This is a genomic window from Prevotella sp. MGM2, assembly GCF_002933955.1.
Lineage (GTDB): Bacteria > Bacteroidota > Bacteroidia > Bacteroidales > Bacteroidaceae > Alloprevotella.
The window spans coordinates 1-25,792 of the sequence record NZ_BEWW01000303.1; the positions used below are offsets into that span (position 1 = coordinate 1).

Genomic DNA, 25,792 nt, shown 5'->3' on the forward strand with positions numbered 1-25,792 from the left:
CCACAAATTTAACACTTTTCTCAAAATTCATGCACCGTGTTTTCGGCTTGACCCCGTAAAATACGATGACAGGATACTCTTCAAGTACAACTACGCCAACGGCACATTCGTCAAACGATTCTGCAATTATTTCCTGCAAGAAAAACAACAATAAAAGAACCAAATGACTATGAGGAAACTACTGAATAATCTGCTGCTCTCCACAGCCCTTACCATAGCGAGCGGCACGGCATGTGCCCAGACTCTGCATTCCATAATATTCTGCAACACCATCGATCCGAGCATCGGTCAAAGCATGCAGGTGGAAATGAAAAACGTGACAAACAAGATAAAGACCATCTGCAACCTGATAGACTATGATGAGGATTTCCACTGCCTGGACGGAACGCTCTGCACGAAAGAGAACCTGAAAACCGTACTGGAAGAGATGGATGTAGAGGAAAACGATGTCATCCTCACCTTTTACGGCGGACACGGCTCCCACGCTCCCAACAACGAAAACGACCCATGGCCACAATACTGCATGAACACAGGATTTGAAGACCAGGAGAACTGGGTGCCTATGGCCGCCCTGGCCAATTGGGTGCAGGTCAAAAGGCCACGCCTGGCCATCATCCTTTCTAACTGTTGTAATGTAGTGCAAAGAGCGACAACCGTCAAGCCCTTGTGGGCCATGGGAGGAGACTACACCAGCCTGAACGGCGTAAATGCGGACAACTACAAGAAACTTTTCGCCACAAAGGGTCTGGTAATGGCCACCTCCAGCAAAATTCCGGAACCATCTTGGTGTAACTCCGCCGCCGGCGGACTCTACACGTGCGACCTCATAGAAGCGCTCGAAATGGTGGGGGCAGGCAAAATCGCACCCAACTGGAACACAGTACTCCAAAAAGCCTATGACTTGTGCGCCGCACGCGTCATCATCGACAAAGAAGGCACCAGACACAAGCAGCACCCCTACTTCAAAGTAACGGGCGGGCAGGTTTCCATCACAGACAATGATCGACCACGTCCCGACAACCGCCCGCGACGCGACACCAATCCGCTGAGCCAGGCTCTGCTCGACATCGTCAACAAAAAGACCGACCAGACACAACGCCTTTCCATGATTCCGGACATCGCCAGCCGCCATTTCGACTCCATCAGCAAAGTAATGACTGTGGGCAGCGATATGGAAACCGTTGTCGACTATGAGAATCCGACCGACTTCCTACGCCGCATCTGTCTATCACCTTTCATTGTACAGGTGAATGTCATCAGTCAGGAACAGGGCGTACTCACCGTACATGAAATAAGAACCCGATAAAAAAAATTATGAAACATATCAAAATTCTCCTCTCTCTATTATTATTCAGCCTCTTCACAGGAAATCTGCAAGCGCAAAAAGAACTGACAGACAATCAGAAAAAAATATTCCAACAACGCATAAAACAAAAAGTTGACGAATTTCAGAGTTCACTCTCAAGCGTTGTTGACAAAAAACTCTCCCATCAAAATCGAAGTGAAAGCGTAACTAATCTGTTCAAGCTATTCATGGGAAAAGGGGAAGCATACAGCTACTACGATGAAGACTTGGACAGACGCGTGAACAGCACCGGCGTCAAGATACAGACCTCCAGTACCAACCGCGCATACAGCAGCTCACAGAAACTGAAATCTTACATTTATAAACTGTATGACCCGGCTACAGGCAAGTCAAAGATGAACTATGAGAAGATTGTCATAGAATCAGCCGATGCCGTGCGCGTGGACAACATTCAAAAGTCGGCCAACGGCAATTATGAATGTGTAGCCTACTTCACTCAAAAGTTCATCGGATACAGAGACGGGAAAATAACATATTCGGACAAGACAAGTAAGAAAATACGCTGCTACATCATCTATAAACAACTTCCTTCAGGAAAAGAGATCTTCGAGGCTTTCCTTGGAGACATATACGTTCTGTCAACCAAGAAACTCTAACAACAAGATGAATCATAAAGTTATATTCATATCCGCACTATTAACCGTACTTGTATTTGGAACCGCAATGATAAAGGCACAGAACCATATCCCTGACATCAACCTTAAAAGGGACTTTATGGCACAAGTGAAAAGTATAGATGAGTTCACAGCCCGTTTCAACGGTGACGAATCAAAACCTGGTCTTACTACCGAGAATGCGAGAGAAGAAAACATCATCTCGCTGTTTGACTTCAGAATGTCGCATCAGGGACTTTCCGATGCCGACTTCAAGAAAAGCATCCTGAACTTCGCCAGCGCCGCCGCCACATGGGACGGCCGACTATCAACCGAATCGGCCGGCACACAGGCCGAGGCACGATGCAGAGTGAAATACGCAGGAAAGAACTACGGCATCAGTCTGATCATGAAGATGGAGAAAACGGTCAAGGGCAAACTGCGCTGGACCATAAGTGAGGTAAAGGGACTGGATAAACTGGGACTATACAACGAAAAGCGACTCACCATAAGTCCCGTTGACCACGAAACGCATTTCATGAGCTTGCAGGACATCTTTCAAACCAACCGTCAGCTCACGCCGGCCATGCGGTCTGCAGACAAGGAAATAGATGACATATCATTCTTCTTCGGAATGTGTGTCGGCAGAGCCATAGATTTCATAAGTGTGGACAAACTGATCTTCTGCTTCTCCGATGTGCCGGGATATGCTTTCACCGTTGAGGAGATAGGCCGACAGGGTACAAACAGCGGTTGGCTTATTACAGAACTCAGGAAAACAGGTAATGACAAAAACAACGAATAACATGAAAAGAACCATATTGATAGGCATGCTTTCTGTGACAATGCTGGCACAAACGAAAGCACAGCACTTTTATTACAAGCTCGATGTGGGAACGAGCAACATCTATTCCTTCGCCATATCCAACATAGCCACAGCATGGCTCAACAAACTGACCAACACCATGCTCTTCGACAATGCCTACACCTACACACATCTCAACACCACAGGACAGGCCGACCGCTACAAGACAAGAAACTACGATGTGACGGGAATAACGGCCCGCGACATCTTCGCCGACATTACCACAGGGGGCAAGTTGGGGTACCAGACCTTCCGTCCCGGAGCATTCAACTGGGGCCTGTTCGGCTCAGCGCATTACAGAATCAACCAATTCAAGAATACTTATGAGCAACTGGACGGGTACCTGCATAACAACTTGAAACGTCTGCAACTGGGAGGCGGACTGCTGCTTAACATAGGCAGAATAACAAGTGCAACGCACGTCATTGTGGAAGCCGGACTGCGATATGACATTCCCATAAAATACAACACTTCCACCGGAACCGTGCCTACCGGCAACCTACGGAAAGGACTAACCAGCCACTACGCCATCCGGATTAACGGAAGAGGCGCACTTCAGGGACTAGGACTCTACGCTGATGTGCCACACTACAAACTTTTCAAGGAAACGAATACAGCCGCCAACATCAGGACCTATACTTTCGGATTCATATACACCATCACACCATGGAAAATATAAAAAAGCTGAGAATACGCGCCACTCTGCTAGCCATGCTGGTCATCACCGCCCACATCGTAGCGGCACTCCCAAAAACACCAGCTGCGGTTGAGAACTTCTACAGCAGCATGAAGGCCATGGGCTACACAAGCGACCCGAACAGGGCATACGACCTGCAGAAATCAATGAAAGAATGCTTCTACGCCAACAGTGAGCTCGTAAGCGGAATAGACATCCCCAACGACTTCAGACACTTCAGCTACGACAGCCATACCAGCAGCCATAGTTTTGACTTCCTGACTTCCGTCATGTATATCAACAAGATATACGAATACATCTACAAGGACAAAATCATGAAAGTAGACTACGACATCAGGAGCAACGAATACTTCGGCGTACAGCCAGAATTCGAAGAAGGCAAACTGTCGGCGTCCACCATGCCTTGCATTAAGACCTGTGTACGTAAAACTTACATCGTAGGAGGCCAGCGGAACGTGTTCGATGAAACCATATATACAGATGCCCAAAGCGGCAAGATTTACGATATCAGTAACGGCGGAGAAATCAAATCGTTTAAAATAAAAGCCGCCGAAGCATACCGCAACAAAGATTATACGACAGCATACCAGTGCTACGAAAAAATAGTGCAGACAGACAAAAACGATATGGACGCACTCTACAGGCTCGCACTCATGACTTACTACAGAAAGGGATGTACCCTCTCACGCAAGGAGGCACACCGCAAAGGCAAAGCCTACATGACCCATGTAAACACCTCAAAAGCCTACAACGTGCTGCATTTCTGGAACTATACGGTTCTTTAACCTTATTCGGATTCTTGTTTATGCCCTGTCTAATGTTGCACTTTCTCTTTTTCAAAACTACAAGCCCCCGCAAGCAATGCATTGCTTGCGGGGGCTTGTAGTTCATACGCGGGACAGCCCGCCACTTCAACCAATGCACACAACGCCCGAAAACAGTTTTAGATGGAAAACAAATAGACTTCCAAATAAAATCATTTTTTGCAAAACGACAGGAATGGCGGTAAAATATTCAGGACCTGACCGTAACCTGTCGCCAACACCGGCAGACCAGCCGAAGAAAAGAGAGCCGTAGAAAATACCGCCGCCGGGAAAGCGCAAAGCGGTAACACACCGCGCCTCCTTGCTCAATCCCTCCCTAAAGCGACCCTCAAAAAAACAGGCACGGAACGCCTCCGGAAAAAACATTACTTGGAATTTGAAAAGCAATACTTACAATTTAAATTCCAAGTAATGTTTTTACACAAAGAAATCCCCGAAAAAATCGTACCTTTGCCCCCCAAGCGAAACATCACCCGAACAGCTACATTGCAGAACACCGCAAATCAACATCCCGACCAGCAATATGAAACAAAAAATCATCCTCCTCTTACTGCTCCTGCCGGCAGTCACGGCCAAGGCACAGGATGACTCCCTGCTGCAAGCCAAGATAGAAGAAGTCATCGCTCCCTATGATGCCAAGATAGGTGTGGCGGTAATCGTTAACGGACTGGAAACCACTACTGTAAACAACACGGCGGATTATCCGCTCATGAGTGTCATGAAATTTCATCAGGCACTGGCCGTAGCCAATTTCCTGCAACACGAAGACGGTCAGATCACCGACAAGATATACATCACGCCCGAGCAGCTCCTGCCCGACACCTGGAGCCCTCTGCGCGACCAATATCCCGGCGGCGGCGTGAGAGTGAGCATCGGCGACCTGCTCCGGTACACCCTGCAGCAAAGCGACAACAACGCCTGCGACATCCTTTTCAACCTCATAGGCGGCCCACGCTACGTGAACCGCTACATACGCTCGCTGGGCCTCCGGCAAACGGTTATCACAGCCACCGAAGCCGAAATGCACGCCAGCGAGAAAGCCTGTTACGCCAACCGCACCTCGCCGCTCGACGCCGCCCGGCTGCTCGAACGCTTCGAAACGAGAATGCTCTTCAGCCACGACGTGCAGAGCCTCATACGCCGCCTGATGATAACCTGCCAGACCGGCATGGACCGTCTGCCCCTGCCGCTGATGGAAACAAAAGCCGTCATCGGCCACAAAACAGGAACCAGCGACCTTAACAGCCGGCAACGGTGGACGGGAACCAATGACATAGGATTCGTGCGCCTGCCCTCAGGCCAACGCTACGTGATAGCCGTATTCGTGAAGGACTCGGCCGAAGCGCCAGTGACCAACGCACGTATCATAGCCGACATATCACGAACCGTGTTCGAACACGTGACCCGACAGACGGAAAAGTCCGGCCGCCGACACCGCAAACCATAAAAACAACCGCCGGAACTTGGCCCTTAGCCCGGCTTGAAGTAACTTTGCACCCGATTTTCAAAGGTATTAGGTATCAACATATATGCAAGACATTCGTAACATTGCCATCATTGCCCACGTGGACCACGGCAAAACCACCCTCGTGGACAAGATGCTCATGGCCGGAAACCTCTTCCGCCAAAACCAACAGACAGCCGACCTCATGCTCGACAACAACGACCTCGAACGCGAGCGCGGCATCACCATCCTCTCAAAAAACGTCTCCATACGCTATAAGGATGTAAAGATCAACATCATCGACACCCCGGGACACTCCGACTTCGGCGGAGAGGTGGAGCGCGTGCTCAACATGGCCGACGGCTGCATCCTGCTCGTAGACGCTTTCGAAGGCCCCATGCCGCAAACGCGCTTCGTACTGCAAAAGGCCCTCCAGATAGGGCTCAAGCCCATCGTGGTGGTCAACAAGGTGGACAAACCCAACTGCCGGCCGGAGGAAGTCTACGAAATGGTATTCGACCTCATGTGCGACCTCAACGCCACCGAAGATCAGCTCGACTTTCCAGTTGTATACGGATCGGCCAAAAACAACTGGATGGGCGAAGACTACAACACACCCACCGGAAACATCGACTACCTGCTCGACAAAATCATAGAAATCATACCGGCGCCACAACAGCTCGAAGGCACGCCGCAAATGCTCATCACATCGCTCGACTACTCCAACTACACCGGACGCATAGCCGTGGGACGCGTCCACAGGGGCACAGTGAGCGAAGGCATGAACTGCGTCATAGCCCACCGCGACGGCACCATGGAGAAAACCAGAATCAAGGAAGTGCACACCTTCGAAGGCATGGGGCGGCACAAGACCGACTCCGTCGGCAGCGGCGACATCTGCGCCGTGGTGGGACTGGAGAACTTCGAGATCGGCGACACCATCTGCGACTCCGAAAATCCCGAACCGCTTCCCACCATCGCCATTGACGAACCCACCATGTCGATGCTCTTCACCATCAACGACTCACCTTTCTTCGGCAAGGAAGGCAAGTTCTGCACCTCACGCCACATAAACGACCGCCTTGAGAAGGAACTCGAGAAGGATCTCGCCCTGCGCGTTGAGAAAACCGAGGGAGCCGACCGCTGGATAGTGTCGGGACGGGGCGTGCTCCATCTCTCCATACTCATCGAAACCATGCGCCGCGAAGGCTACGAACTGCAAGTGGGCCAGCCACAGGTCATCTATAAGGAAATAGACGGACAGAAGTGCGAGCCTATCGAAGAGCTCACCATCAACGTACCCGAGGAGTTCGCCTCCAAAATGATAGACATGGTGACACGCCGCAAGGGCGAGATGACCTCCATGCAAAACATGGGCGAACGCGTGGACATAGAATTCAACATTCCCTCACGAGGCATCATCGGCCTGCGCACCAACGTGCTCACAGCCAGCCAGGGAGAAGCCATCATGGCCCACCGCTTCAAGGAATACCAGCCCTTCAAAGGCGAAATACAGCGCCGCACCAACGGCTCCATGATAGCCCTCGAAGGCGGAACAGCCTTTGCCTACGCCATCGACCACCTGCAGGACCGCGGAAAATTCTTCATCTCCCCGCAGGACGACGTATATGCCGGACAGGTGGTGGGCGAACACGTCCACGACAACGACCTGGTCATCAACGTGACCAAGGCCAAGCAGCTCACCAACATGCGCGCATCGGGCGCCGACGACAAGGCACGCATCGTACCGCCCATCATCTTCTCCCTTGAAGAGGCTCTGGAGTACATCAAGGAAGACGAATATCTGGAAGTAACGCCCAAATCGGTGCGCATGCGCAAAACCATTCTCGACCACACCGCCCGCAAACGCGCCGGCCGCGAGTAAGGGCCACACCCATAATGGCGCTCAGGCAAACATTACCTCAAGGCGCCAAAACATTACTTGGAATTTCAAAAGTCCGTATTGCAATTTGAATTGCAATACGGACTTTTTTAGACCACATCTTGCCGCTGTTTTCCGAAAGCACACGAATGTTTTGAAACAACTGTTCAAAACCTGTCACCCTACACCCATCATATCCTTACTACGTGTCATCCATCCGCAGATTATAATCAGAGAAACTGTTTAAACAGTTAAAATAATAAAATACACACTTGTAAAATATTCCACTATATTTTTATTATATTAATAAAATTACATACATTTGCATGTCAATTACCGTGAATTATACAATAATATGCCGTAATTAGTCTTACTATTCTACAACGATAAACAAAAATCAAAATCCACAACTGTTATATTAAATGACAAACAGCGGCAAAAACAACAAAACATATAAACACTTACAAAAAATCAATAATCATGAACAGAGGTAAACTTATTCTCAAAATGGCCTGCCTGGCAGGCTATCTGCTATTTACAGGCTTCAGCGCTTACTTTACAGCGTCTTCACTGTCGCTCAACCTCCTGAACGGCACCAATCTCTGGCTTATTTTCGTTTTGGTGTTAATAGTAGCTATCATTGCCAGTTGGTGCCTGACAAACGTGATAGGGGAAATGCAAAAGCGCATAGGCGCCTCACGGGCCACATTCGCTTTCAGTTTAATCGGATTTCTCCTGTTCTGGACGTTCAGTTTTATGACCAATGTCCACTACTTCTTCGTGGAAAAACACGGCTACACCATTCTCACAAAGGAACTGGCCAGCGCTAAAAAGTACATCGAGGAAAACACGACAAAGAACAACAAGAACATAGAAGACCAAAAACACTCGGCACAAATGGCGGTGAAGGCCTCCGTTCAAACCAATATCGAATCCTTCGGCAGAGAACTGCTCAACACCATGGAACATCACGCCGGATTTGGCGAAGCCTGCATAAGCATCCTCACATCTACGTCAAATATCCTCTCCAGCGATTCAAAAATCTATGCCGACAAAAATAACTACACCATCTTTGACAAAAAACGCGACTCGGGAGACATCGGCGTCACTCAACGCAACCGGTTTCCCGAACTGTACACGAAATATACCGCACGCATGGCAGAGCAACTGAACAAGAAGCTCGCCGTCATCGAAGACTTCTACGACAGAAAGAAAAATCAGAACGCGGAACTGAACGAGCTGTTCGACCCCATCAGCGAACTGGAAGAGAAACACCTGCCTGCCGTGTTGAAAGACGGCTCCGTAGACGCTTTCTACAAATACAATGACCAACAGAATGCCAAGGTAATAGCCAAAATGCCTGACGGATATGTCCGACAAAGCGTTGTCAAATCAGGCAACGACACCACAGGTTTCAACGTATACCCCTCTTCGCGCATGTTCGACACCATATCCGTATGGAGCGACATCACCTCCCATCGCCTGGCCGGCATGACCATGCTACAATGGATTGTCATCGCCTTGATTTTCGACATCATATCGTTCATTCTCTTTACCTTATTCCGCAAACAAGATTTATAAAAAACACACCTGCTATGCCTACAATTGTTACAGGAGAAGACATCTCCCAGCCCAAAGACCTACAAGAAAACACTTTCGGAACAGCAACCGGACAGTCTGACGAAACCGTTCAAAACCGCGTAGAAGAAAAATTCACACCGACGCATAGGACGATAGCCACACTGAGCATTACCAACCATACCGTACCGATTGTCATATTCATAGGTCCGGCGTCAAGCGGAAAATCCATGATTCTGGTCCGTCTGGCCAAATACTTACGTGATCAGGGATATACGATAAAAACAGATCCGACATTCCTGAACACATACAAATATCACAATGACTGTAAGGAATTTAAAGAAAAATTAGACACGACAACAGCCTTATCCGGAACCGTAGAGTATCTTTTGGTTTCCATATATAATAAAAGCGGCGAAGAGGTGGCCAAACTGCTTGAAGCTCCTGGTGAAGACTTCTACACAACAGATCCCCAAAAAATAAAGGAAGGAGTAAATGATAGTGTAAAACCCTATCTGTCTGCCATCATGACAAGCTCCAATCCCAAAATATATGTCACACTGACAGACCTGGACTCACCTATTTCATTCAGGGAGAACGTAGAATACAGGAAAGGCTATACGCGACGTTTTCTGGAACATTTCTATCCTTGCATCGACATCAAAAGAGACCGCATTATCCTGCTATACAACAAAATAGACAAAACAATGCTGGGCAACATCCACGGATGCACCAACCTGAAGGGAGCCAGAAAAGATGCTGAACTTAACTACCCGCAACTGTTCGGGTCGATGAAGGTGACGGGGTTAGGAGGATTTCTTACATACGACAACTTCGCTTTTAAGACCTTCTGCACGGGAAAGTATTCCGAAGATGTTGACGACTTCGGCAACAAAAATCAGCCCTATCACGTATCCAGTGACGTATATCCCCGCGAATTATGGAAAGAAATCACAAGAAAATTCTGACATGGACATCATCATTCACGGTAAACCGACCGCCGGCAGTTCTTTGACAACTGCCGGCATCGACGGTTCCCTCTCTCAGAAAATCGTCGACGACTTTTTCGAGGGAATGAACCGCATCAAGGACCCGCAAGCCCTGATTGTGGAGGTCCGGTACTGGAAAAACGTCTGGTACAGCGTGTACACCTATCAGTTGGGAGTCAACATCAAAGACATGGCCAACCGCACGAGTTTCTTCGCCCTTTCACTGGTTATCCCCCAGAAGTACTGCTGCCTCGTCAGCGAAGTCCACGCACTCCTGAAGAGAGCGATAAAAGAGACGGTGGCCGGCTCCTGCATCGACAGCAACGGCAAGTATCTCATTCACGACTTCAACGATGCAGGATTGCTCAACAAGGTGGCGGCCGCCGTCAAAAGCGGTTATGTCAATCTGGAAGAGGACTTCGATGCCGCCTTCAAGCCACAGACAGAGTTAAGGAACGACATTTACTATAACGTGCAGGACTGCGACGCCAAAGCCTTCGTACAACATCTGAGAACCGCAGGCAGAATCATCGTCACCGAAAACGCCGAGACGAAAGACGCCCTGCTGTCCAACACCAACGCCTACATACAGCAATGCCGAAAGGCACAGGCCGAACTTGAAGGGAAGACACGGCAGATTGGAGACCTACAGGAGCAAATCAAGAAGCTGAACGAAGAGATAGCCAGTTCCTGCACCTCGGCCGGCCACCAGTTGGACCAGTTCAAAAAGCAGGTCAACGTCCTCACAAAGGAAAAAAGCGACCTGCAAGCCGCCAACAAGACCTTGAATACCAAGCTTGAAAGCATCGCCGCAGTCATAGGCAAAGTCAAGGAACAAAAAACAGAAGGCCCAATTCCTATACCAGTCAAACCCGAAGCCAACTGGTTGGCCCTGCTACCGGCCGTCAACACCGTCCTGCTGGTGACGATAGCACTGATAATGGTGCTTAGCATGAAAGGATGCGGAGACCCGCAAAATATTGCCGAGCCAAACACCAGCAGTCAAGACACCACCGAAATCACCGGTGTGGAAACAACTCCCAATCCAGCCACACAGGAAAACCAAAGCATCGAAGAACCTGAGGAGACTGGCAAATCTAAAGATGATCCAATAAACCAAAACAGCTTTAGCGATGGCATCTTGGAAGCTGCGTCACAAGAGGTCAAATCCCCTGTTTCCAGACCCCAACCTCCCAAACAGCCATCTAAACCTGAAAATAAAGTAAACAGCGGTGGGGCCGTCATACCCTCCCCAAAAGAAGCTGAAACACTGCCGGAAACACCTCATAACCAACGACAAAAAATAAAGAACAATGAAAAAGTATAAAATACTCGCCTTAATATCAGTCCTCCTGTTGCTCTCCTCCTGCCAATCCAAGAAGAGCGAATACGACCCTTATGCCATTCCCAACACCCCGGCCAAGCCAAAAGTCTCCAAAAGTTCGTTTGAAATCAGTTTCAAGAAAACGGAAGGCAACCTCAAAACCGTGCACATCAAGCTAAATGGAACCAACGGCTACGACGCCATCTTTGACACCGGATGCTCCGGCATGTTGATTTCTTCATTGGAACTGATAGATTTGCTGAAGTCCAAAACATTGACCCAAGACGATTACCTTGGCGAGACAGTCAGTTCCATTGCCGACGGCACAGTAATCAAGAACGATGTATACAACATCAGAGAAATAACCATAACCGACAAAAACGGCCAGTCCCACACGCTGAGGGACATCAAGGCAACGGTGGTGGACAATCCGGGAGCGGAAATCCTCATCGGCTCGTCCGTCATCGACAATCTGGCCAAGAAGTCATACACCGTAGATTTGGAGAAAAAAGTCATCAGGTTCCAGTAATGAAGCCCATTGTTTATTTTTTCGGAATCCTGCCGGAAGGGTTCGCCTCCTATCCGCAGGACCACACCAGCGCTTTCTTCAAGGATTTCCTCAAGAAGTCCAAAAACACCGTGCAGATTGTCGTTCACCGCAAGGACAATCTGCTTTACTACGGCTACGTCCGTAAGCTCAACGACAGGCATTACTTCGGAGCATGCGTCTGCATCAACCGCATTTACAGCAACATCGACCATCTGTTCCGAATTTTCGACGACATATACGCCAAAATGTTGGAAAGGGGGGAGATTCTCCGCCTTGACTCGAAGGCCTGCGTGAAGTGGGCCGCCAAAAGCTATGCCGCTGAAAGCGTCGCCATCAACGAATACACCCGTCAAATCACCGACGCCATCGACATTTCGGCCGAAAGCACGCAGGAACTGCCCCCGGCAGACTTCTCCATCTCAATATTCGACTGTAAGGAAATCAGCCTTGAGGCCTCGACCGCCGGCCAGATTGCCGAGGCTACCAAAAGATACGCCAACCTTTACATCACCAAGACCGATGCCGAGATAGAAAAAGTCAGTGCTTTCATCAGTCTCATAAAAGCCAAGAACCTGGAGATAGAACGCCTGAAAAAAGATATAAAAGGGAACCCGAAGAAAAGTAAAATAAAGAGACGGCTGCTGACCGGCGCCGTCTGCATGTTATGCCTATGGGCAGCAGTAGCCGGAATTTCCGAATGGCAAAAAACACCGTCAAACAGCAAGATCCATTCAGAAGCGGAAGAACAGGAACATCAGAAAGCGGATCAGAGCAACGATTTCGTCTCACAGGGAAAAAACCAATCCTCCCAAGAAAGCCCCGTCACAGAGGACTTTCTGAGAGTTTCGCCCGAATCTTTCAATATCGGTTACGAAGGCGGTTCCCAGGCCTTCACCGTCTCTTCAAACACCCCGTGGGAAATCGTCATAGAACCAGCCCAATGGGGCCGCATCGAAAACAAAACCTCATCAGGTTTCACGCTGGTATGCGAACGTAACAACAGCCGTTCACCGCGCAATGACTACATGGAAGTGATGACCGGCTCGAAAAGATTCCGCATAAACATTTCACAGGAAGCCAACCCCGGCCCCACGGCCTCGATAACCAGCATCGACCAGGAGCACAACGTTTATCAGGGAGAAAGGAAAGGCATGAGAATAAAACTGAAATTCGATGTCAGCGGCATGAAAGACCGCCGTATCGAAGCCATCGCATGGTTCTACCACAGTGACAATGTGACCTTACTCAAAAGAGCCGACGGCAACGGACAGGTGCGCACATCAAAAACAGACACGGCACCCTATGAGGACACCACTTTCAACATGACCTTGTTCCTGCCGTATTCATCGCTCAACATGCCCAACGGATTTGACGGCGAACTGTCGTTCGATATTGTCATTCAGGATGCCTCCGGCAACGCGCTCACCAGAAATGACAATAACAGATTTACCTTTACGACATGAGTTTCTCATAAGCAACGGACAGACGGCACACACCGACGGACAGGGCGGACAGAAGCAGACGGAACTTTTTAACACTATTTGCTTTCCGGAGGAAAATGCCGTATCTTTGCACCGGAGGAAGCGGACTATTACAGTAAAATAGCCCGTTTCCTGTTTATTTACCCGCCTTTTTCCCGCAAAGAAACACCGTTTTCTCCCCTCAAATGCCTATATTATAAATCCAACACAAATACTTGGATTTGAAATTCCGGTACGGACTTTTGAAAATCCCCCGCCGGCAACCTATATTTTAACACGCCGGAATGTAACGGAAAGTTAAAAATGTTAACGGCGCAATAGAAAATAAATCATCATAAAATCCAATAAAATCAAAACTGTTTCTTAACTTTGCCGCTACTCAGCCATAAGGGACATTTCCCTCCGGCTTTCAAAGCAATCGCACCAGGTGAACAGCGAACCCCTTACATCATGGCGGCCATGGCGGCCGGCAGCAGCGGTTCTGCCCTTAAAGGGCGGAGCCTTTTGCCGATGGATGGCCGCCGTAGGCATCGTTCTCACAACAGCGGCCCCGCAGGCCGTGGCGCAGCAGGAACCGGCTTTTCTGCACTACTGGCAGCTGGAGACGCAGTTCAACCCGGCGGCGGCAGGCCGATCGCCGCAACTCTCCATCAACGCGGGCTATCAGAGCCACGCCGCAGGCTTTGAGGACGCCGGAGGCACGATGTTTGCCGGCGCCGACATGGCCCTGCAGCTGGGGCGGACGCGTCATGGCGTGGGCGTGGTGTTTCAAAACGACCAGTTCGGACTCTTTGCCCACCAGCGCTTCAGCGTGCAGTATGCCTACCATCTGAAACTCTTCGGCGGCGTGCTGGGCATCGGCGCCGAAGCCGACATGCTCAACGAGAGCGTAGACGGCTCGAAGGCCGATTTGGGCGACGCGAACGACCCCGCCTTCCCCTCGTCAAAGCTGAGCGGCTCGAAATTCGACGCCTCCGCCGGCTTGTGGTACACCCGCAAGGCGTGGTATGCCGGCGTGGCCGTACAGCATCTCACGGCACCGACGGTCATACTGGGCGAAACGAACGAGATAAAAGTTAAATCTCTATATAATTTCACGGCCGGCTACAATATCCGCACCCGCACACCGTTATTGACTATAGTTCCCTCCGTCATGTTGCGCTACGACGGTACGGACCTGCGCGCCGACCTCACGGCACGGATCAACTACGCCAGCGGAAAAAAACGGCTCTACGGCGGCGCCAACTACAGTCCGCAGCACTCGGTGGCGATGTTCTTCGGCGGAACGTTCCACGGCATTGACCTGAGCTACTCTTACGAGGCTTTCACGGGCGGTATGGGCATCGGCGCGGGACAGCATGAAGTGACGCTGGGATACCGCCTCGACCTGAACCTGGGCAAGCGCGGCAAAAACCTGCACAAGAGCGTGAGATTTCTCTGACACGGGCAGCGGCACCCAAGAGTGCCATCACATTTTCTCATAAAGACACCTATATTATATATATGATACATTCCGTTAACAGCAAAGGCATCTGCCACGGAACCGGACTCAAACGGCTTTCGGGCATGATTGTTGTTTTTCTCTCAGTGCTGGCCATTGTCTCGTGCATGGGCAGCGGTCGCGCCATGATGAACGGCGGCGAAGTGACGGGTGCTCGCGGAGCCGCCTTCAACGAACCGACGCCTTTCGGCATGGTGGAGGTGAAACGCGGCTACCTCAAGGCCGGCATGGCCGATGCCGACTCGCTATGGGGCATACTGACACCCGTAAAGGACATCTCGGTGGACGGTTTCTGGATGGACCAGACGGAAGTGACCAACTCCATGTACCGTCAGTTCGTGGAATGGGTGCGCGACAGCATCATCCGTGAACGCCTGGCCGACCCCTCCTACGGCGGCGACGAGACCTACAAGATAGAAACCGACCGCAACGGCGAACCGGTGACGCCCCACCTCAACTGGTCCAAGCCCATTCCCTGGCGCAAGCCCACCGAGGATCAGGAACGGGCCATCAGGAGCGTCTACGTGACACATCCCATCGACGGCACCACCATGCTCGACACACGGCAGCTCACCTACCGCTACGAGATATACGACTACGAAAAGGCCGCCTTGCGCAAATACCGCCTCGACCCGAGGGAGCGCAACCTCAACACCGACCGCGCGACCGACCCCGACGAGGTGGTGATGATTTCGAAAGACACGGCCTACATCGACGACAACGGCGAAATAGTCAGACAAACCATCGAACGGCCGCTGTCATCGCCCTACGACTTCCTCAACACGTACATCGTGCACGTATATCCCGACACGACGTGCTGGGTGAACGACTTTACCAATGCCAACAACGAAAGCTACATGAAGCTCTACTTCTCCTCGGCCGCCTACAACGATTATCCCGTCGTGGGCGTGACGTGGGAGCAGGCTGAGGCTTTCTGTGCCTGGCGAACCGACTACCTCATGCGCGGCATGGGGCCGCAGGCGCGCTACATACAGCGCTACCGGCTGCCCACGGAGATAGAGTGGGAATATGCCGCACGCGGCAAGGAGGGCAACCCCTTCCCGTGGCAGGGCATGGAGTCGAAAAGCGAAGAGGGATGTTTCTTTGCCAATTTCAAACCCGACCGAGGCAACTATACCGATGACGGCAACCTCATCACCTCACGCGTGGGCATTTACGGCGCCAACTCCAACGGACTCTTCGACATGGCAGGCAACGTGGCCGAGTGGACCAGCACGGTCTACACCGAAGCTGGCGTGGAGGCCATGGCCGACCTCAATCCCCAGCTGAGCTACAGTGCCGCCAAGGAAGACCCCTATGTGCTCAAACGCAAGAGCGTGCGCGGCGGCTCGTGGAAAGACCCTCTCTCCTACATACGCTCGGCATGGCGCACATGGGAATACCAAAACCAGCCACGCTCCTACATAGGCTTCCGCTGCGTGCGCTCAAAGGCCGTAACGACCAGCAGCAACGCCCCCTCAAAAAAGAAACGGAAATAACATTCACCTCTCTAAACACTCCTGACGAACATGGCCATTAAGATAAATTTGGTTGTCCGCCTGCAACACTGGATGGACAGTGTGCCCGGACAGACGTTTCTCAACTACGCCTACAGCTGGGGAGCCGCCATCGTGATTCTAGGCGCCCTCTTCAAACTGACCCACCTGCCGGGTGGCAACCTCATGCTCTTCATCGGCATGGGAACGGAGGTCATCGTATTCTTCCTCTCGGCTTTCGACCGGCCCTTCGACAAGACTGAAATAGGCAAGGAACTGCCCAACGACTATGAGACGGACGAGGAAATAGCCCGGCGGCTCGGACTGGAGGACGAGGAAGAAGAGGAGGACCAAACAGAGGAAGAGACTGAAGACGCGCCGCAAGGGGCCGGAAAAGCCACACAAGGCGCAACGGTTATCCTTGCCGCCAACGGCAGCAACACAACGGCCGATCCCGTCAAGGCCGCACAGGCCGCCATCGCCGCCGCCACGCCGCAAGGCGAAGAACCCTTCGCCGACGAGGCACACCGACTGGCCGCCATCATACGCGCCGCCAACGACGAGCTGCTGCGCCGCGCACAAGCCGTCCTCTCGCCCGAAATGGAGGAGGCCACGCAGACTTACATCGGACAACTCCGGACGCTGGCCGACACATTTGCCAAAGTGGACGAACAAAGCGCGCGCCTCACACGCGACAGCGAAGAGATGGACAACCTCAACCGCACTCTCACGGGTATCAACAAGGTCTACGAGCTACATCTCAAAGGCATCAGCCTGCAAGTAGGCACCATCGACCAAATCAACGACCAGACCCACAAACTCGCCCGACAGATTGAAGAACTCAACCACGTGTACGGCCGCATGATCGAAGCCCTCACCGTGAACATGCGCGGCAACGCTCCCGCACCATCCGACCAATAAACCGCCCGACCCGAAATGACAGTAAAGAAAAGACCGGTCTCACCCCGCCAGAAGATGATCAATCTCATGTACATCGTCCTGCTGGCCATGTTGGCGCTCAACGTCTCGAACGAAGTGCTCAAGGGCTTCGACCTCGTAGGCGAAAGCCTCAACCGCACCACCGGCAATGCTGTGAAGGAAAACGAAGCCGTATACAAAGACCTTGCCGAACAGCTCAAGGCCAATCCAGGGAAAGTGCGCCCGTGGTACGACAAAGCCATAGCGGTGAAACAAATGTCCGACTCGCTCTACAACTTTGCCGAACAGCTGCGCTGGGCCATAGCCCGCGAAGCGGACGGTCCGAAAGGCAACCCCTCGGCGCTCGAAAACAAAGAAGACCTCGACGCCGCCGGACGCATCATGCTGGCCCCGGTAAGGGGAAAAGGCGAAGCCCTCAAACGCGGCATCGACCACTTCCGCCAGCGCATCCTTGCCCTCATAACCGACGGCCGCCAACGCGCGCTCATAGCCTCCAACCTCACCACAGAAGTGCCCCAGACCCCCGAAAACGCCGGCAAGAACTGGCAGGAGCACATGTTTGAGGCCATGCCATCCATCGCAGCCGTAACAATGCTCACCAAACTGCAAAGCGACGTTCGGCAGGCCGAAGGCGAAGTGCTCCACAGCCTCATAGCCAACATTGACATGAAGGACATCCGCGTAAACGAGCTCAACGCTTACGTACTGCCCGAAGCCACCACGCTCTTCCCCGGCCAGACTTTCCGCTCCAACATCTTCATGGCTGCGGTAGACACCACACAACGCCCTGAAATCTACGTTAACGGCCGCCGCATAGCCGACAACGGCACCTACTCCTTTACCGCAGGCGGCCCAGGAGAATACAGTTTCTCGGGACACATCATCATGCGCAACAACACCGGCGAAACCATCCGCCGCAACTTCACGCAACGCTACAACGTGCTGGCCCCGCCCAGCGGCGCCACCGTAGCGGCCGACCTCATGAACGTGCTCTACGCCGGATTCGAAAACCCAGTAAGCGTATCGGCCTCCGGCATTCCGGCCGACAAAATCAGCCTTTCAATGACCGGCGGCCAGCTCACCCCACACGGCAAAGGAAAATACACCGCACGCCCCTCCGCCGTAGGACAGGACGTCATCTTCACCGTAACAGGCGAAGTGGGCGGCAAGCGGCAAACAATGGGAACGTTCGCCTTCAAAGTGCGTAAACTGCCCGACCCGACAGCCTACATAGCCGTAGGCACCGACCGCTTCAAGGGCGGACGACTGGCCAAAGGCAGCATTCTGGGTGCACAGGAGATAGGCGCCGCCATCGACGACGGATTGCTCGACATCCCTTTCCGCGTGCTCGGATTCGAAGCCGTCTTTGCCGACCGCATGGGCAACTTCAGACCCGAAACATCCGCCGGCTCCCGCATCACCGGCGCACAGCGCGAACTCATACGCTCACTGCGCCGCGGGGGACGCTTCTACATATCCCGGGTACGCGTAGCAGGCCCCGACGGCACAGAGCGCACACTCCCGCAGCCAGTCGAGGTCATCGTGAACTGACCATGCCGACCATACCGAACAACCCCTGAAAACTCTCACAACGATGAAACATATCATAGCCATCATCCTCAGCCTCACAGCCCTTGCGGCGGCAGCACAACCACCGGCCAGGCTGCGCCAGAAGGACGAAAAGAAAAACCAGAGCACCACGCCGCAGGGAGTGGCTTACCGCGATTTCCCCACGGCGCAACCCATGCCCGACGATGCCGCCTGGAGGCGCGACATATACCTTTCGCTCGACCTTACCAAAGAGGACAACGCCGTGCTCTACTATCCCACCATACCGGCCGGAGGACGCGAAAACCTTTTCACACGCCTCTTCAAGCTCATGCTGCGCGGACAACTGCAGGCCTACGACTACAAACTCGACGGCAGCGAGGACTTTTCGGAAAAAAACAAAGTGAAAGCCCGCGACATCCTTGACCGCTACCACATCTTCTACGAAACAAACGGCAGCAAAATACGCGTCAACGATGCCGACCTCCCCTCCGAAGAGGTAAAGGCCTACTTCATCAAGGTGAGCCACTACTACGACCAGCACACGGCTTCGTTCCGCTCAAAGGTAACGGCCCTGTGTCCCGTACTCAAGCGCGGCGGCGACTTCGGCGACAGCGAATCACAATATCCCATGTTCTGGATAAAATACGACGATGCGGCGCCACAGCTCGGCAAACTCATGCTCATGGGCAGCAACCTCAACAACGCCGCCACCATATCGGCCGACGATTTCTTCACCACAGGCGCCTACAAAGGCGACATCTATAAAACAACCAACCTACAGGACCGCCTCCTGACGCAGTACTGTGAGACAGACTCGGCCGTGACCCGCGAGCAACGCCGCATTGAAAAGGAAATGACCGACTTCCAGGACCGCATGTGGGGACGCGACTCCGTAGTCATGGCCAAAGCCGCCGCCCAAAAAGCCCAGGCCGACAGCATTGCCGCCACTCAGAAGAAACCCTCCGCACGCACAGCCCGCTCCACCGGCCGACGCACCTCAGCAGGCACCGCTACCGGAAAATCACCGTCGGCCAAATCATCGGCCGTGGCCCAAAAACGCCAGAGAACACCCAAGCCTAAATCTTCTCCGTCCTCCTCGTCGCGCGGCAGCTACAGCGTACGCCGGCAACGCCACTGATCCTTCAGGCACGTCCCACCCATGTTTCTCAAAAAATACTTCAGAAAGAAAATCCTCCGCCTTCTGGCCCGCTACACCATTGAAGAGCTCATAGAGAGAGGCCTCGTAGTGGGAAAAAACTTCAAGTGCATGCACGGAGTCATCATCGACCCCTCACACGTGTGGCACATCCACATAGGCAACAACGTCACACTGGCCCCGAGAGTGCACATTCTGGCTCACGACACCAGCACCTATCAACATCTGGGATACACGAAAATAGGCAACGTGACCATTGGCAACAACGTTTTCGTGGGCGCTGAAAGCGTCATCCTCCCCAACGTCAGAATTGGCGACAACGCCATCATAGGAGCCAACAGCACCGTATCGAGAGACATACCCGCCAACACTGTCGCGGCGGGATCTCCGGCAAAAGTAATCTGTTCGCTGAAGGATTTCATCGACAGAAACAAACAGCTCATGGCAACCAGTCCCGTTTTCGAAAACGGTTACACCCTCACGGAAAACATATCCATGGAAGCCCGGAAAGCCATGCGCGAAAAGCTGGAACACACAAAGACAGGCTTCGTCAGATAAACTCCGCGCCGCCTCTCCCGCATTGTTCATATCCCCGAAGGTGTCTTTTCCCATGCAGGCTATGTAGGCACTCACACCACGCATGAAAACCGACCTCCGCACCTGAGAGTTCATTCTCTGAAAAGCAATACTTGGAATTTGAAAAGCAATACTTACAATTTAAATTCCAAGTAATGCTTTTCAACCCCTGAGAGGCAGCCTTGATAACAAGACACTTATCAATCGCCCTTACTTTTGAGCGATGTTCCATCATTTTTCAGTAAATTTGTTTGTCCTCAGCCGGCCGCTCTACCGTCTTCCTCCGGTTTCCCCGCCGCCCCCTTCACACAAGAAGGGAGAGGCATCCCCTTAAAAGAATTTGCTGACCATTCAAAAAAACATATGACGATGAAAATAAAATCCCTTGCGGCAGGATGGCTTCTGATCGGCCTCACGCTCCCTGCGCCGGCACAGCAGATATGGTCGCCCGACAACAGCGACGGCACATTTACCAATCCGCTCATGTGGGGCGACTGGCCCGACCCCGACATCATCCGCGTGGGCGATGAGTTCTACATGGTTTCCACCAGCATGCACTACGTGCCCGGCTCGCCGGTGGTCAGGTCGAAAGACCTTGTCAACTGAGAGATGGCAGGCTATGCCGTGGAACGCTATGACGAGGATCCGGGCTACGACATGCAGGGCAGGACGCTCTACCTGAACGGGGCGTGGGCCAACTCCATCCGCCATCACAACGGGAAGTTTTATGTGGCTTTCTGCACGCCTTACGGATGGGGCACCGAAAAGGGCCATTTCTCCGTTTACGAGGCCGAAAAGCCCGAAGGACCATGGAAGAGAAGCATCTTTCCGGAATATCTCTACGACCCGGGACTGTTTTTCGATGATGACGGCAAGGTGTATGTCGTACACGGATAAGGCCGGCTGTACGTCACCGAACTGAACGCCGACGTCAGGTCAGTCAAAGGCGGGAATGTGGAGATATGGAACAAGGGAGTGGACGATGCCTTCCATTCGGGCAAGAGCGCCGCCATGGAAGGCGCCCACATGTATAAGATTGACGGCATGTACTACATTCTGTGTCCCGCCGGAGGAACAGCGGGCTGGCAGGTGTGCCTGCGTTCCAAAAACATTTACGGCCCGTATGAGCACAAAGTGGTGTTGCAGGACGACAGCTCCTACCCTGAAAACGGCCTCCATCAGGGAGGCATGGTGCAGCTCCGAAACGGCGAATGGTGGTTCATCATCATGCAGGACCGCGGAGCCATAGGCCGCGTGCCCCATCTGCTACCGGTGAAATGGGTCGGCGGATGGCCCATACCGGGCGTCGGCGGAAAGGATGCCACTGTCTACCGGAAACCGGACGTAGGCAGGACTTACCCCACCAAGGCGCCCGCCACCACCGATGAGTTCAGCAAAACCCGGCTGGGACTGCAGTGGCAATGGAACCACAATCCGGACAACGCCCAATGGTCGCTTTCGGAACGGAAAGGATATATGCGCCTGAAGGCGTTGCCTGCCAAGGACCTGACCAATGCCCGCAACACCCTCACACAGAGAGTACAGGGACCACTGTCAACGGGTACGGTGGAAATGGATGTGACAGGGCTCAAGGACGGCAACGTGGCAGGCTTCGGAGTGTTCCAAAACCCTTATGCCTATGTGGCTGTGCGCCAGGAAAAGGGCATCCGCCAACTGGCTGTATGCCACAACGGAAAGACGGAAACCGTCATCGGCCGCCTTAATCAGGATAAAGTGTGGATCAGGGCCCGCGTCACCGACAAGGACTTCACAGCCCGCCTGTACTACAGTCTTGACGGAACGGACTTCCATCCGGCAGGAGAAGTGCTCCGCATGGGACTGGGATATCCCTGGACGGCCAACCGCTTCGCGCTGTTCAACTTTTCGGAAACGGAAGAAGGGGCCGGCGGCGTGGCAGATTTCAACTGGTTCCGTTTCTACAACAAATAAGAAACGCTGCATTGAGGACACCTGCCCGTACCGCCTCAACGGACACAATCCGGAAACAGACGGACACGCCATCGCCCACATCAAAACAACACTGCCTGCACGCCGGAAATCGGGCGTGCAGGCAGTGTTGTTAAAGACAAATGCCACAGAATGAAAAACAAGACAGACAGCAATTCTTCGGATTTTTTTACGCGCTATTCCGTCATTTTTGCGTAAGTTTGCTTCCGTAAATAAAGAATCAAAAAAACGCCTATGGCCCAAAAACTGGAACAAACGCAGACACAGGCACAGCTGCAGCAGCTCTCCACGCTACAGGTGGCATTGGCCGGCCTGGTGGAACTGCCGCTGGCCGACCTGGCCGAACGCGTGCAGAACGAAATGATGGACAACGCCGCGCTGGAGGAGTCGGCCGCCGAACGCGACGGCGACGACGAAAACGAAAGCCGACAGGAAAACGGCGATGACAGCGGGACCGAAACCGAAACGGAAGGGCAGGGGGGAGAAATAGGCGACTCGCTGGGCGACTACATGAGCGAAGACGATGTGCCGGCCTATCTGCAGGAACGGGCCGACGAGGCGCGATGGCGCAACGAAATGCCGCTTACGGGCGGCACATCGGCCTATGATGACCTCGTGCGGCAGATGGGGGAGCACGACCTCAACGCACACGAGCGTGAAGTGATGGACTATCTCATCGGGTCGCTCGACGACGACGGCTTCCTGCGCAAGGACCTGGAGACCATGGCCGACGAAATGGCCATCTACCACAACGTCATGACATCGGTCGGGGAACTGGAACGCCTTCTGAACGTGCTCCACACCTTCGAACCGCGCGGCATAGGCGCCCGCTCGCTACAGGAATGCCTGCGGCTGCAACTCTCCGACCCCGACCTGCAATCGCCTTACAAAGCCTTGGCCATCAAGGTGGTGGACCGCTGCTTCAAGGACTTCACCGTCAAACGCTGGGACGCCGTGTGCCGCACGCTCAACATCGACGAGGAAACACTGGGCCACGTGCGCCACGTACTTACCCACCTCAATCCTCTGCCAGGCAGCGCCCTGGGCAGCGGGCAGTCCGCCGAAGCGCCGACCGCCCTGCCGGATTTTTTCGTGACAGTGGGAACAGACGGACTGCCCCTCGTTGAACTCAATCAGGGCGACGTGCCCGAACTGCGCGTAAGCCGCGCCTTCCGCGACTCCATAAGCCAGTATGCCGCACGCCGCGGCAGCCTGACACGCCACCAGCGCGAAGCCTACGTCTATGCCCGCCAGAAGGTGGAAGCCGCGCAGGCCTTCATCGGACTCATAGCGCGGCGGCAGCATACACTCATGGCCGTCATGCAGGCCATAGTGGATCTGCAGGAACCCTTCTTCACCGAAAACGATGACGAGGCCCTTCTCCGCCCCCTCGTACTCAAAGACGTGGCCGCTCGGGCCGGAGTGGACATCTCCACCGTGTCGCGCGTGACAGGCAGCAAATACGTACAGACGGACTACGGGCTCTACCCGCTGAAGTTCTTCTTCTCCTCACAGTTCACCTCCGAAAGCGGCGACGAAGTGTCAACACGCCAAGTGCGCGCCGCCTTGCGCGACATCATCGAGGCCGAAGACAAGAAACGGCCGCTCTCCGACGAAGCCATTACCGCACGGCTGCGCGAGCAGGGACTGCCCGTGGCGCGCCGGACGGTGGCGAAATACCGCGAGCAGATGGGCATACTCGCGGCACGGTTGCGCAAAAACTGACGGAGCCGGCCCGGAACGTTTCCCCCTATTCAAATCATCAAACACCCGCCCCAACGTGAGCAACCGCTACATCATTCTGACGGCACAAGTGGTGTCACTCATCTTCTCACCCCACTTCCTGCCCCTGACGGCGTTTATCATACTGCTGTCATTCAGCTACATGCGCTATACACCGGTGATATACAACCTGTTTGTGATCGGTCTGGTGTTTCTCTTCACCATAGCGCTGCCACGGCTGGGCATCTACCTTTACCGCCGCCTCAACGGCTGGACACGCCACCAGCTGAGCCGTCGGGAGCGGCGCTACGTGCCCTACGGCATGACCATCATCTCCTACGGCGCCCTGATATGCCTGATGGACCATCTGCGCATGCCGCGCTTCATGACCGGTGTACTGGTGGCGGCACTGGCCATACAGATAGCTTGCGCAGCGGTCAATCCGCTCATGAAGGTGAGCTCCCACGCCGCAGCCTCAGGTGGCGTAGTGGGAGCCATTGCGGCTTTCGGCGCCATTCTCGGCTTCAACCCCACATCCGCCCTGTGTGCCGCCATTCTCATGGCCGGCATGGTGGGCACGGCGCGCCTCATACTGCGCCAGCACACACCGGCCGAAGTAGGAGCGGGCACGCTCATCGGCATCATCTGCGCCCTGGCCGGCATACTGCTGGCCTGACGCATCACGACAACACCACGCGGCCGGCACAGCATCTGCCGGCCCGCACTATCAATAAAACTTACCGACATGACTCCTATCGTTAGCATTATCATGGGCAGCACCAGCGACCTGCCCGTTATGGAAAAAGCCGCCAAGTTTCTCGACGAAATGGGCGTACCCTTCGAGATGAACGCCCTATCGGCCCACCGCACACCCGCCGAAGTGGACAACTTTGCCCGCCAGGCCAAAGAACGCGGCCTGAAGGTCATCATAGCCGGCGCCGGCATGGCGGCCGCACTCCCCGGCGTAATAGCCGCCGGCACCACGGTACCCGTCATCGGCGTACCCATTAAAGGCATGCTCGACGGACTCGATGCCATGCTTTCCATCATACAGATGCCGCCGGGCATTCCCGTGGCGACGGTCGGCGTGAACGGCGCCCTCAACGCCGCCATACTGGCAGTGGAAATGCTGGCGCTGGCCGATGAGGCGCTGGCCGGCAAACTCGCCGCCTACAAGGAAGGACTGAAAGAGAAAATAGTAAAAGCCAACGCCGACCTCTCCGAAGTGAAATACACCCACAAGACGAACTGAAGGACCAACACCACGAAAGGCCGTATCGGAATTTAAAT

General features: G+C 53.4%; 21 protein-coding genes and 1 pseudogene. All 22 read left to right on the forward strand.

The features are described 5' to 3' along the window. Window positions 1-169: 169 nt before the first annotated feature. The 22 genes and pseudogenes from C5S62_RS10940 (at window position 170) to purE (ending at window position 25,754) form a co-directional block, all read left to right on the forward strand. Window positions 170-1,306 (forward strand): caspase family protein, encoded by a 1,137-nt coding sequence (locus C5S62_RS10940; RefSeq protein WP_172485986.1) that lies wholly within the window; start codon window positions 170-172, stop codon window positions 1,304-1,306. An 8-nt stretch (window positions 1,307-1,314) separates the two neighbouring features. Further along, window positions 1,315-1,962, forward strand: coding sequence for a hypothetical protein (locus C5S62_RS10945; protein ID WP_104405417.1), 648 nt, complete (start codon window positions 1,315-1,317; stop codon window positions 1,960-1,962). Window positions 1,963-2,029: 67 nt separating this feature from the next. Then, on the forward strand, window positions 2,030-2,764 hold the full coding sequence (locus C5S62_RS10950; RefSeq protein WP_190311584.1) for a hypothetical protein: 735 nt from the start codon (window positions 2,030-2,032) through the stop codon (window positions 2,762-2,764). A gap of 1 nt (window position 2,765) precedes the next feature. Next, complete coding sequence (locus C5S62_RS10955) at window positions 2,766-3,503, forward strand: hypothetical protein (RefSeq protein ID WP_104405419.1); 738 nt, start codon at window positions 2,766-2,768, stop codon at window positions 3,501-3,503. Continuing rightward, window positions 3,491-4,306, forward strand: coding sequence for a hypothetical protein (locus tag C5S62_RS10960; RefSeq protein WP_104405420.1), 816 nt, complete (start codon window positions 3,491-3,493; stop codon window positions 4,304-4,306). Before C5S62_RS10955 ends, C5S62_RS10960 begins: the two co-directional genes overlap by 13 nt. A gap of 562 nt (window positions 4,307-4,868) precedes the next feature. Then, on the forward strand, window positions 4,869-5,792 hold the full coding sequence (gene bla / locus C5S62_RS10970; RefSeq protein ID WP_104405422.1) for a class A beta-lactamase: 924 nt from the start codon (window positions 4,869-4,871) through the stop codon (window positions 5,790-5,792). Window positions 5,793-5,874: 82 nt separating this feature from the next. Continuing rightward, on the forward strand, window positions 5,875-7,674 hold the full coding sequence (typA, locus tag C5S62_RS10975; protein WP_104405423.1) for a translational GTPase TypA: 1,800 nt from the start codon (window positions 5,875-5,877) through the stop codon (window positions 7,672-7,674). Between the two features lie 477 nt (window positions 7,675-8,151). Further along, window positions 8,152-9,252 (forward strand): hypothetical protein, encoded by a 1,101-nt coding sequence (locus tag C5S62_RS10980; RefSeq protein WP_104405424.1) that lies wholly within the window; start codon window positions 8,152-8,154, stop codon window positions 9,250-9,252. A gap of 14 nt (window positions 9,253-9,266) precedes the next feature. After that, window positions 9,267-10,217 (forward strand): hypothetical protein, encoded by a 951-nt coding sequence (locus tag C5S62_RS10985; protein WP_104405425.1) that lies wholly within the window; start codon window positions 9,267-9,269, stop codon window positions 10,215-10,217. A 1-nt stretch (window position 10,218) separates the two neighbouring features. Continuing rightward, the gene (locus tag C5S62_RS10990; RefSeq protein ID WP_104405426.1) at window positions 10,219-11,565 is read left to right on the forward strand and encodes a hypothetical protein; all 1,347 of its coding nucleotides are present in this window, start codon (window positions 10,219-10,221) and stop codon (window positions 11,563-11,565) included. Then, window positions 11,552-12,091: an aspartyl protease family protein gene (locus C5S62_RS10995; protein WP_104405427.1), complete on the forward strand. Its 540-nt coding sequence runs from the start codon at window positions 11,552-11,554 to the stop codon at window positions 12,089-12,091. The genes C5S62_RS10990 and C5S62_RS10995 overlap by 14 nt, the downstream gene beginning before the upstream one ends. Then, window positions 12,091-13,575, forward strand: a complete 1,485-nt coding sequence (locus tag C5S62_RS11000; protein ID WP_104405428.1) for a BACON domain-containing protein — start codon at window positions 12,091-12,093, stop codon at window positions 13,573-13,575. Before C5S62_RS10995 ends, C5S62_RS11000 begins: the two co-directional genes overlap by 1 nt. A 445-nt stretch (window positions 13,576-14,020) precedes the next feature. After that, entirely contained in the window at window positions 14,021-15,034 is a 1,014-nt protein-coding gene (locus tag C5S62_RS11005; RefSeq protein WP_371411204.1) for a PorP/SprF family type IX secretion system membrane protein, read from the forward strand. 167 nt (window positions 15,035-15,201) lie between these two features. Then, a complete protein-coding gene (locus C5S62_RS11010; protein WP_223301228.1) occupies window positions 15,202-16,593 on the forward strand; it encodes an SUMF1/EgtB/PvdO family nonheme iron enzyme in 1,392 nt (463 codons plus the stop codon). 30 nt (window positions 16,594-16,623) lie between these two features. Beyond that, window positions 16,624-17,511: a gliding motility protein GldL gene (gene gldL / locus C5S62_RS11015; protein ID WP_172485988.1), complete on the forward strand. Its 888-nt coding sequence runs from the start codon at window positions 16,624-16,626 to the stop codon at window positions 17,509-17,511. 15 nt (window positions 17,512-17,526) lie between these two features. Then, window positions 17,527-19,080 carry a gliding motility protein GldM gene (gldM, locus tag C5S62_RS11020; protein ID WP_104405431.1) on the forward strand — a complete coding sequence of 518 codons (1,554 nt, stop codon included), beginning with the start codon at window positions 17,527-17,529 and terminating at the stop codon, window positions 19,078-19,080. 43 nt (window positions 19,081-19,123) lie between these two features. Then, on the forward strand, window positions 19,124-20,218 hold the full coding sequence (gene gldN, locus C5S62_RS11025) for a gliding motility protein GldN (protein WP_104405432.1): 1,095 nt from the start codon (window positions 19,124-19,126) through the stop codon (window positions 20,216-20,218). A 21-nt stretch (window positions 20,219-20,239) separates the two neighbouring features. Next, window positions 20,240-20,794: a DapH/DapD/GlmU-related protein gene (locus C5S62_RS14060; protein WP_104405433.1), complete on the forward strand. Its 555-nt coding sequence runs from the start codon at window positions 20,240-20,242 to the stop codon at window positions 20,792-20,794. A gap of 387 nt (window positions 20,795-21,181) precedes the next feature. Continuing rightward, window positions 21,182-22,762, forward strand: a pseudogene (locus C5S62_RS11040) (glycoside hydrolase 43 family protein). A gap of 252 nt (window positions 22,763-23,014) precedes the next feature. Next, a complete protein-coding gene (rpoN, locus tag C5S62_RS11045; protein ID WP_104405435.1) occupies window positions 23,015-24,505 on the forward strand; it encodes an RNA polymerase factor sigma-54 in 1,491 nt (496 codons plus the stop codon). 55 nt (window positions 24,506-24,560) lie between these two features. Beyond that, window positions 24,561-25,178: a hypothetical protein gene (locus tag C5S62_RS11050; RefSeq protein ID WP_104405436.1), complete on the forward strand. Its 618-nt coding sequence runs from the start codon at window positions 24,561-24,563 to the stop codon at window positions 25,176-25,178. Between the two features lie 69 nt (window positions 25,179-25,247). Next, a complete protein-coding gene (gene purE / locus C5S62_RS11055) occupies window positions 25,248-25,754 on the forward strand; it encodes a 5-(carboxyamino)imidazole ribonucleotide mutase (RefSeq protein ID WP_104405437.1) in 507 nt (168 codons plus the stop codon). Window positions 25,755-25,792 lie beyond the last annotated feature (38 nt).

Bases quoted from the DNA above. Each gene is read 5' to 3' on its own strand.
- C5S62_RS10940 (WP_172485986.1), top strand. From the start codon at position 170: ATGAGGAAACTACTGAATAATCTGCTGCTCTCCACAGCCCTTACCATA.
- C5S62_RS10945 (WP_104405417.1), top strand. From the start codon at position 1,315: ATGAAACATATCAAAATTCTCCTCTCTCTATTATTATTCAGCCTCTTC.
- C5S62_RS10950 (WP_190311584.1), top strand. From the start codon at position 2,030: ATGATAAAGGCACAGAACCATATCCCTGACATCAACCTTAAAAGGGAC.
- C5S62_RS10955 (WP_104405419.1), top strand. From the start codon at position 2,766: ATGAAAAGAACCATATTGATAGGCATGCTTTCTGTGACAATGCTGGCA.
- C5S62_RS10960 (WP_104405420.1), top strand. From the start codon at position 3,491: ATGGAAAATATAAAAAAGCTGAGAATACGCGCCACTCTGCTAGCCATG.
- bla (WP_104405422.1), top strand. From the start codon at position 4,869: ATGAAACAAAAAATCATCCTCCTCTTACTGCTCCTGCCGGCAGTCACG.
- typA (WP_104405423.1), top strand. From the start codon at position 5,875: ATGCAAGACATTCGTAACATTGCCATCATTGCCCACGTGGACCACGGC.
- C5S62_RS10980 (WP_104405424.1), top strand. From the start codon at position 8,152: ATGAACAGAGGTAAACTTATTCTCAAAATGGCCTGCCTGGCAGGCTAT.
- C5S62_RS10985 (WP_104405425.1), top strand. From the start codon at position 9,267: ATGCCTACAATTGTTACAGGAGAAGACATCTCCCAGCCCAAAGACCTA.
- C5S62_RS10990 (WP_104405426.1), top strand. From the start codon at position 10,219: ATGGACATCATCATTCACGGTAAACCGACCGCCGGCAGTTCTTTGACA.
- C5S62_RS10995 (WP_104405427.1), top strand. From the start codon at position 11,552: ATGAAAAAGTATAAAATACTCGCCTTAATATCAGTCCTCCTGTTGCTC.
- C5S62_RS11000 (WP_104405428.1), top strand. From the start codon at position 12,091: ATGAAGCCCATTGTTTATTTTTTCGGAATCCTGCCGGAAGGGTTCGCC.
- C5S62_RS11010 (WP_223301228.1), top strand. From the start codon at position 15,202: ATGGGCAGCGGTCGCGCCATGATGAACGGCGGCGAAGTGACGGGTGCT.
- gldL (WP_172485988.1), top strand. From the start codon at position 16,624: ATGGCCATTAAGATAAATTTGGTTGTCCGCCTGCAACACTGGATGGAC.
- gldM (WP_104405431.1), top strand. From the start codon at position 17,527: ATGACAGTAAAGAAAAGACCGGTCTCACCCCGCCAGAAGATGATCAAT.
- gldN (WP_104405432.1), top strand. From the start codon at position 19,124: ATGAAACATATCATAGCCATCATCCTCAGCCTCACAGCCCTTGCGGCG.
- C5S62_RS14060 (WP_104405433.1), top strand. From the start codon at position 20,240: ATGTTTCTCAAAAAATACTTCAGAAAGAAAATCCTCCGCCTTCTGGCC.
- rpoN (WP_104405435.1), top strand. From the start codon at position 23,015: ATGGCCCAAAAACTGGAACAAACGCAGACACAGGCACAGCTGCAGCAG.
- purE (WP_104405437.1), top strand. From the start codon at position 25,248: ATGACTCCTATCGTTAGCATTATCATGGGCAGCACCAGCGACCTGCCC.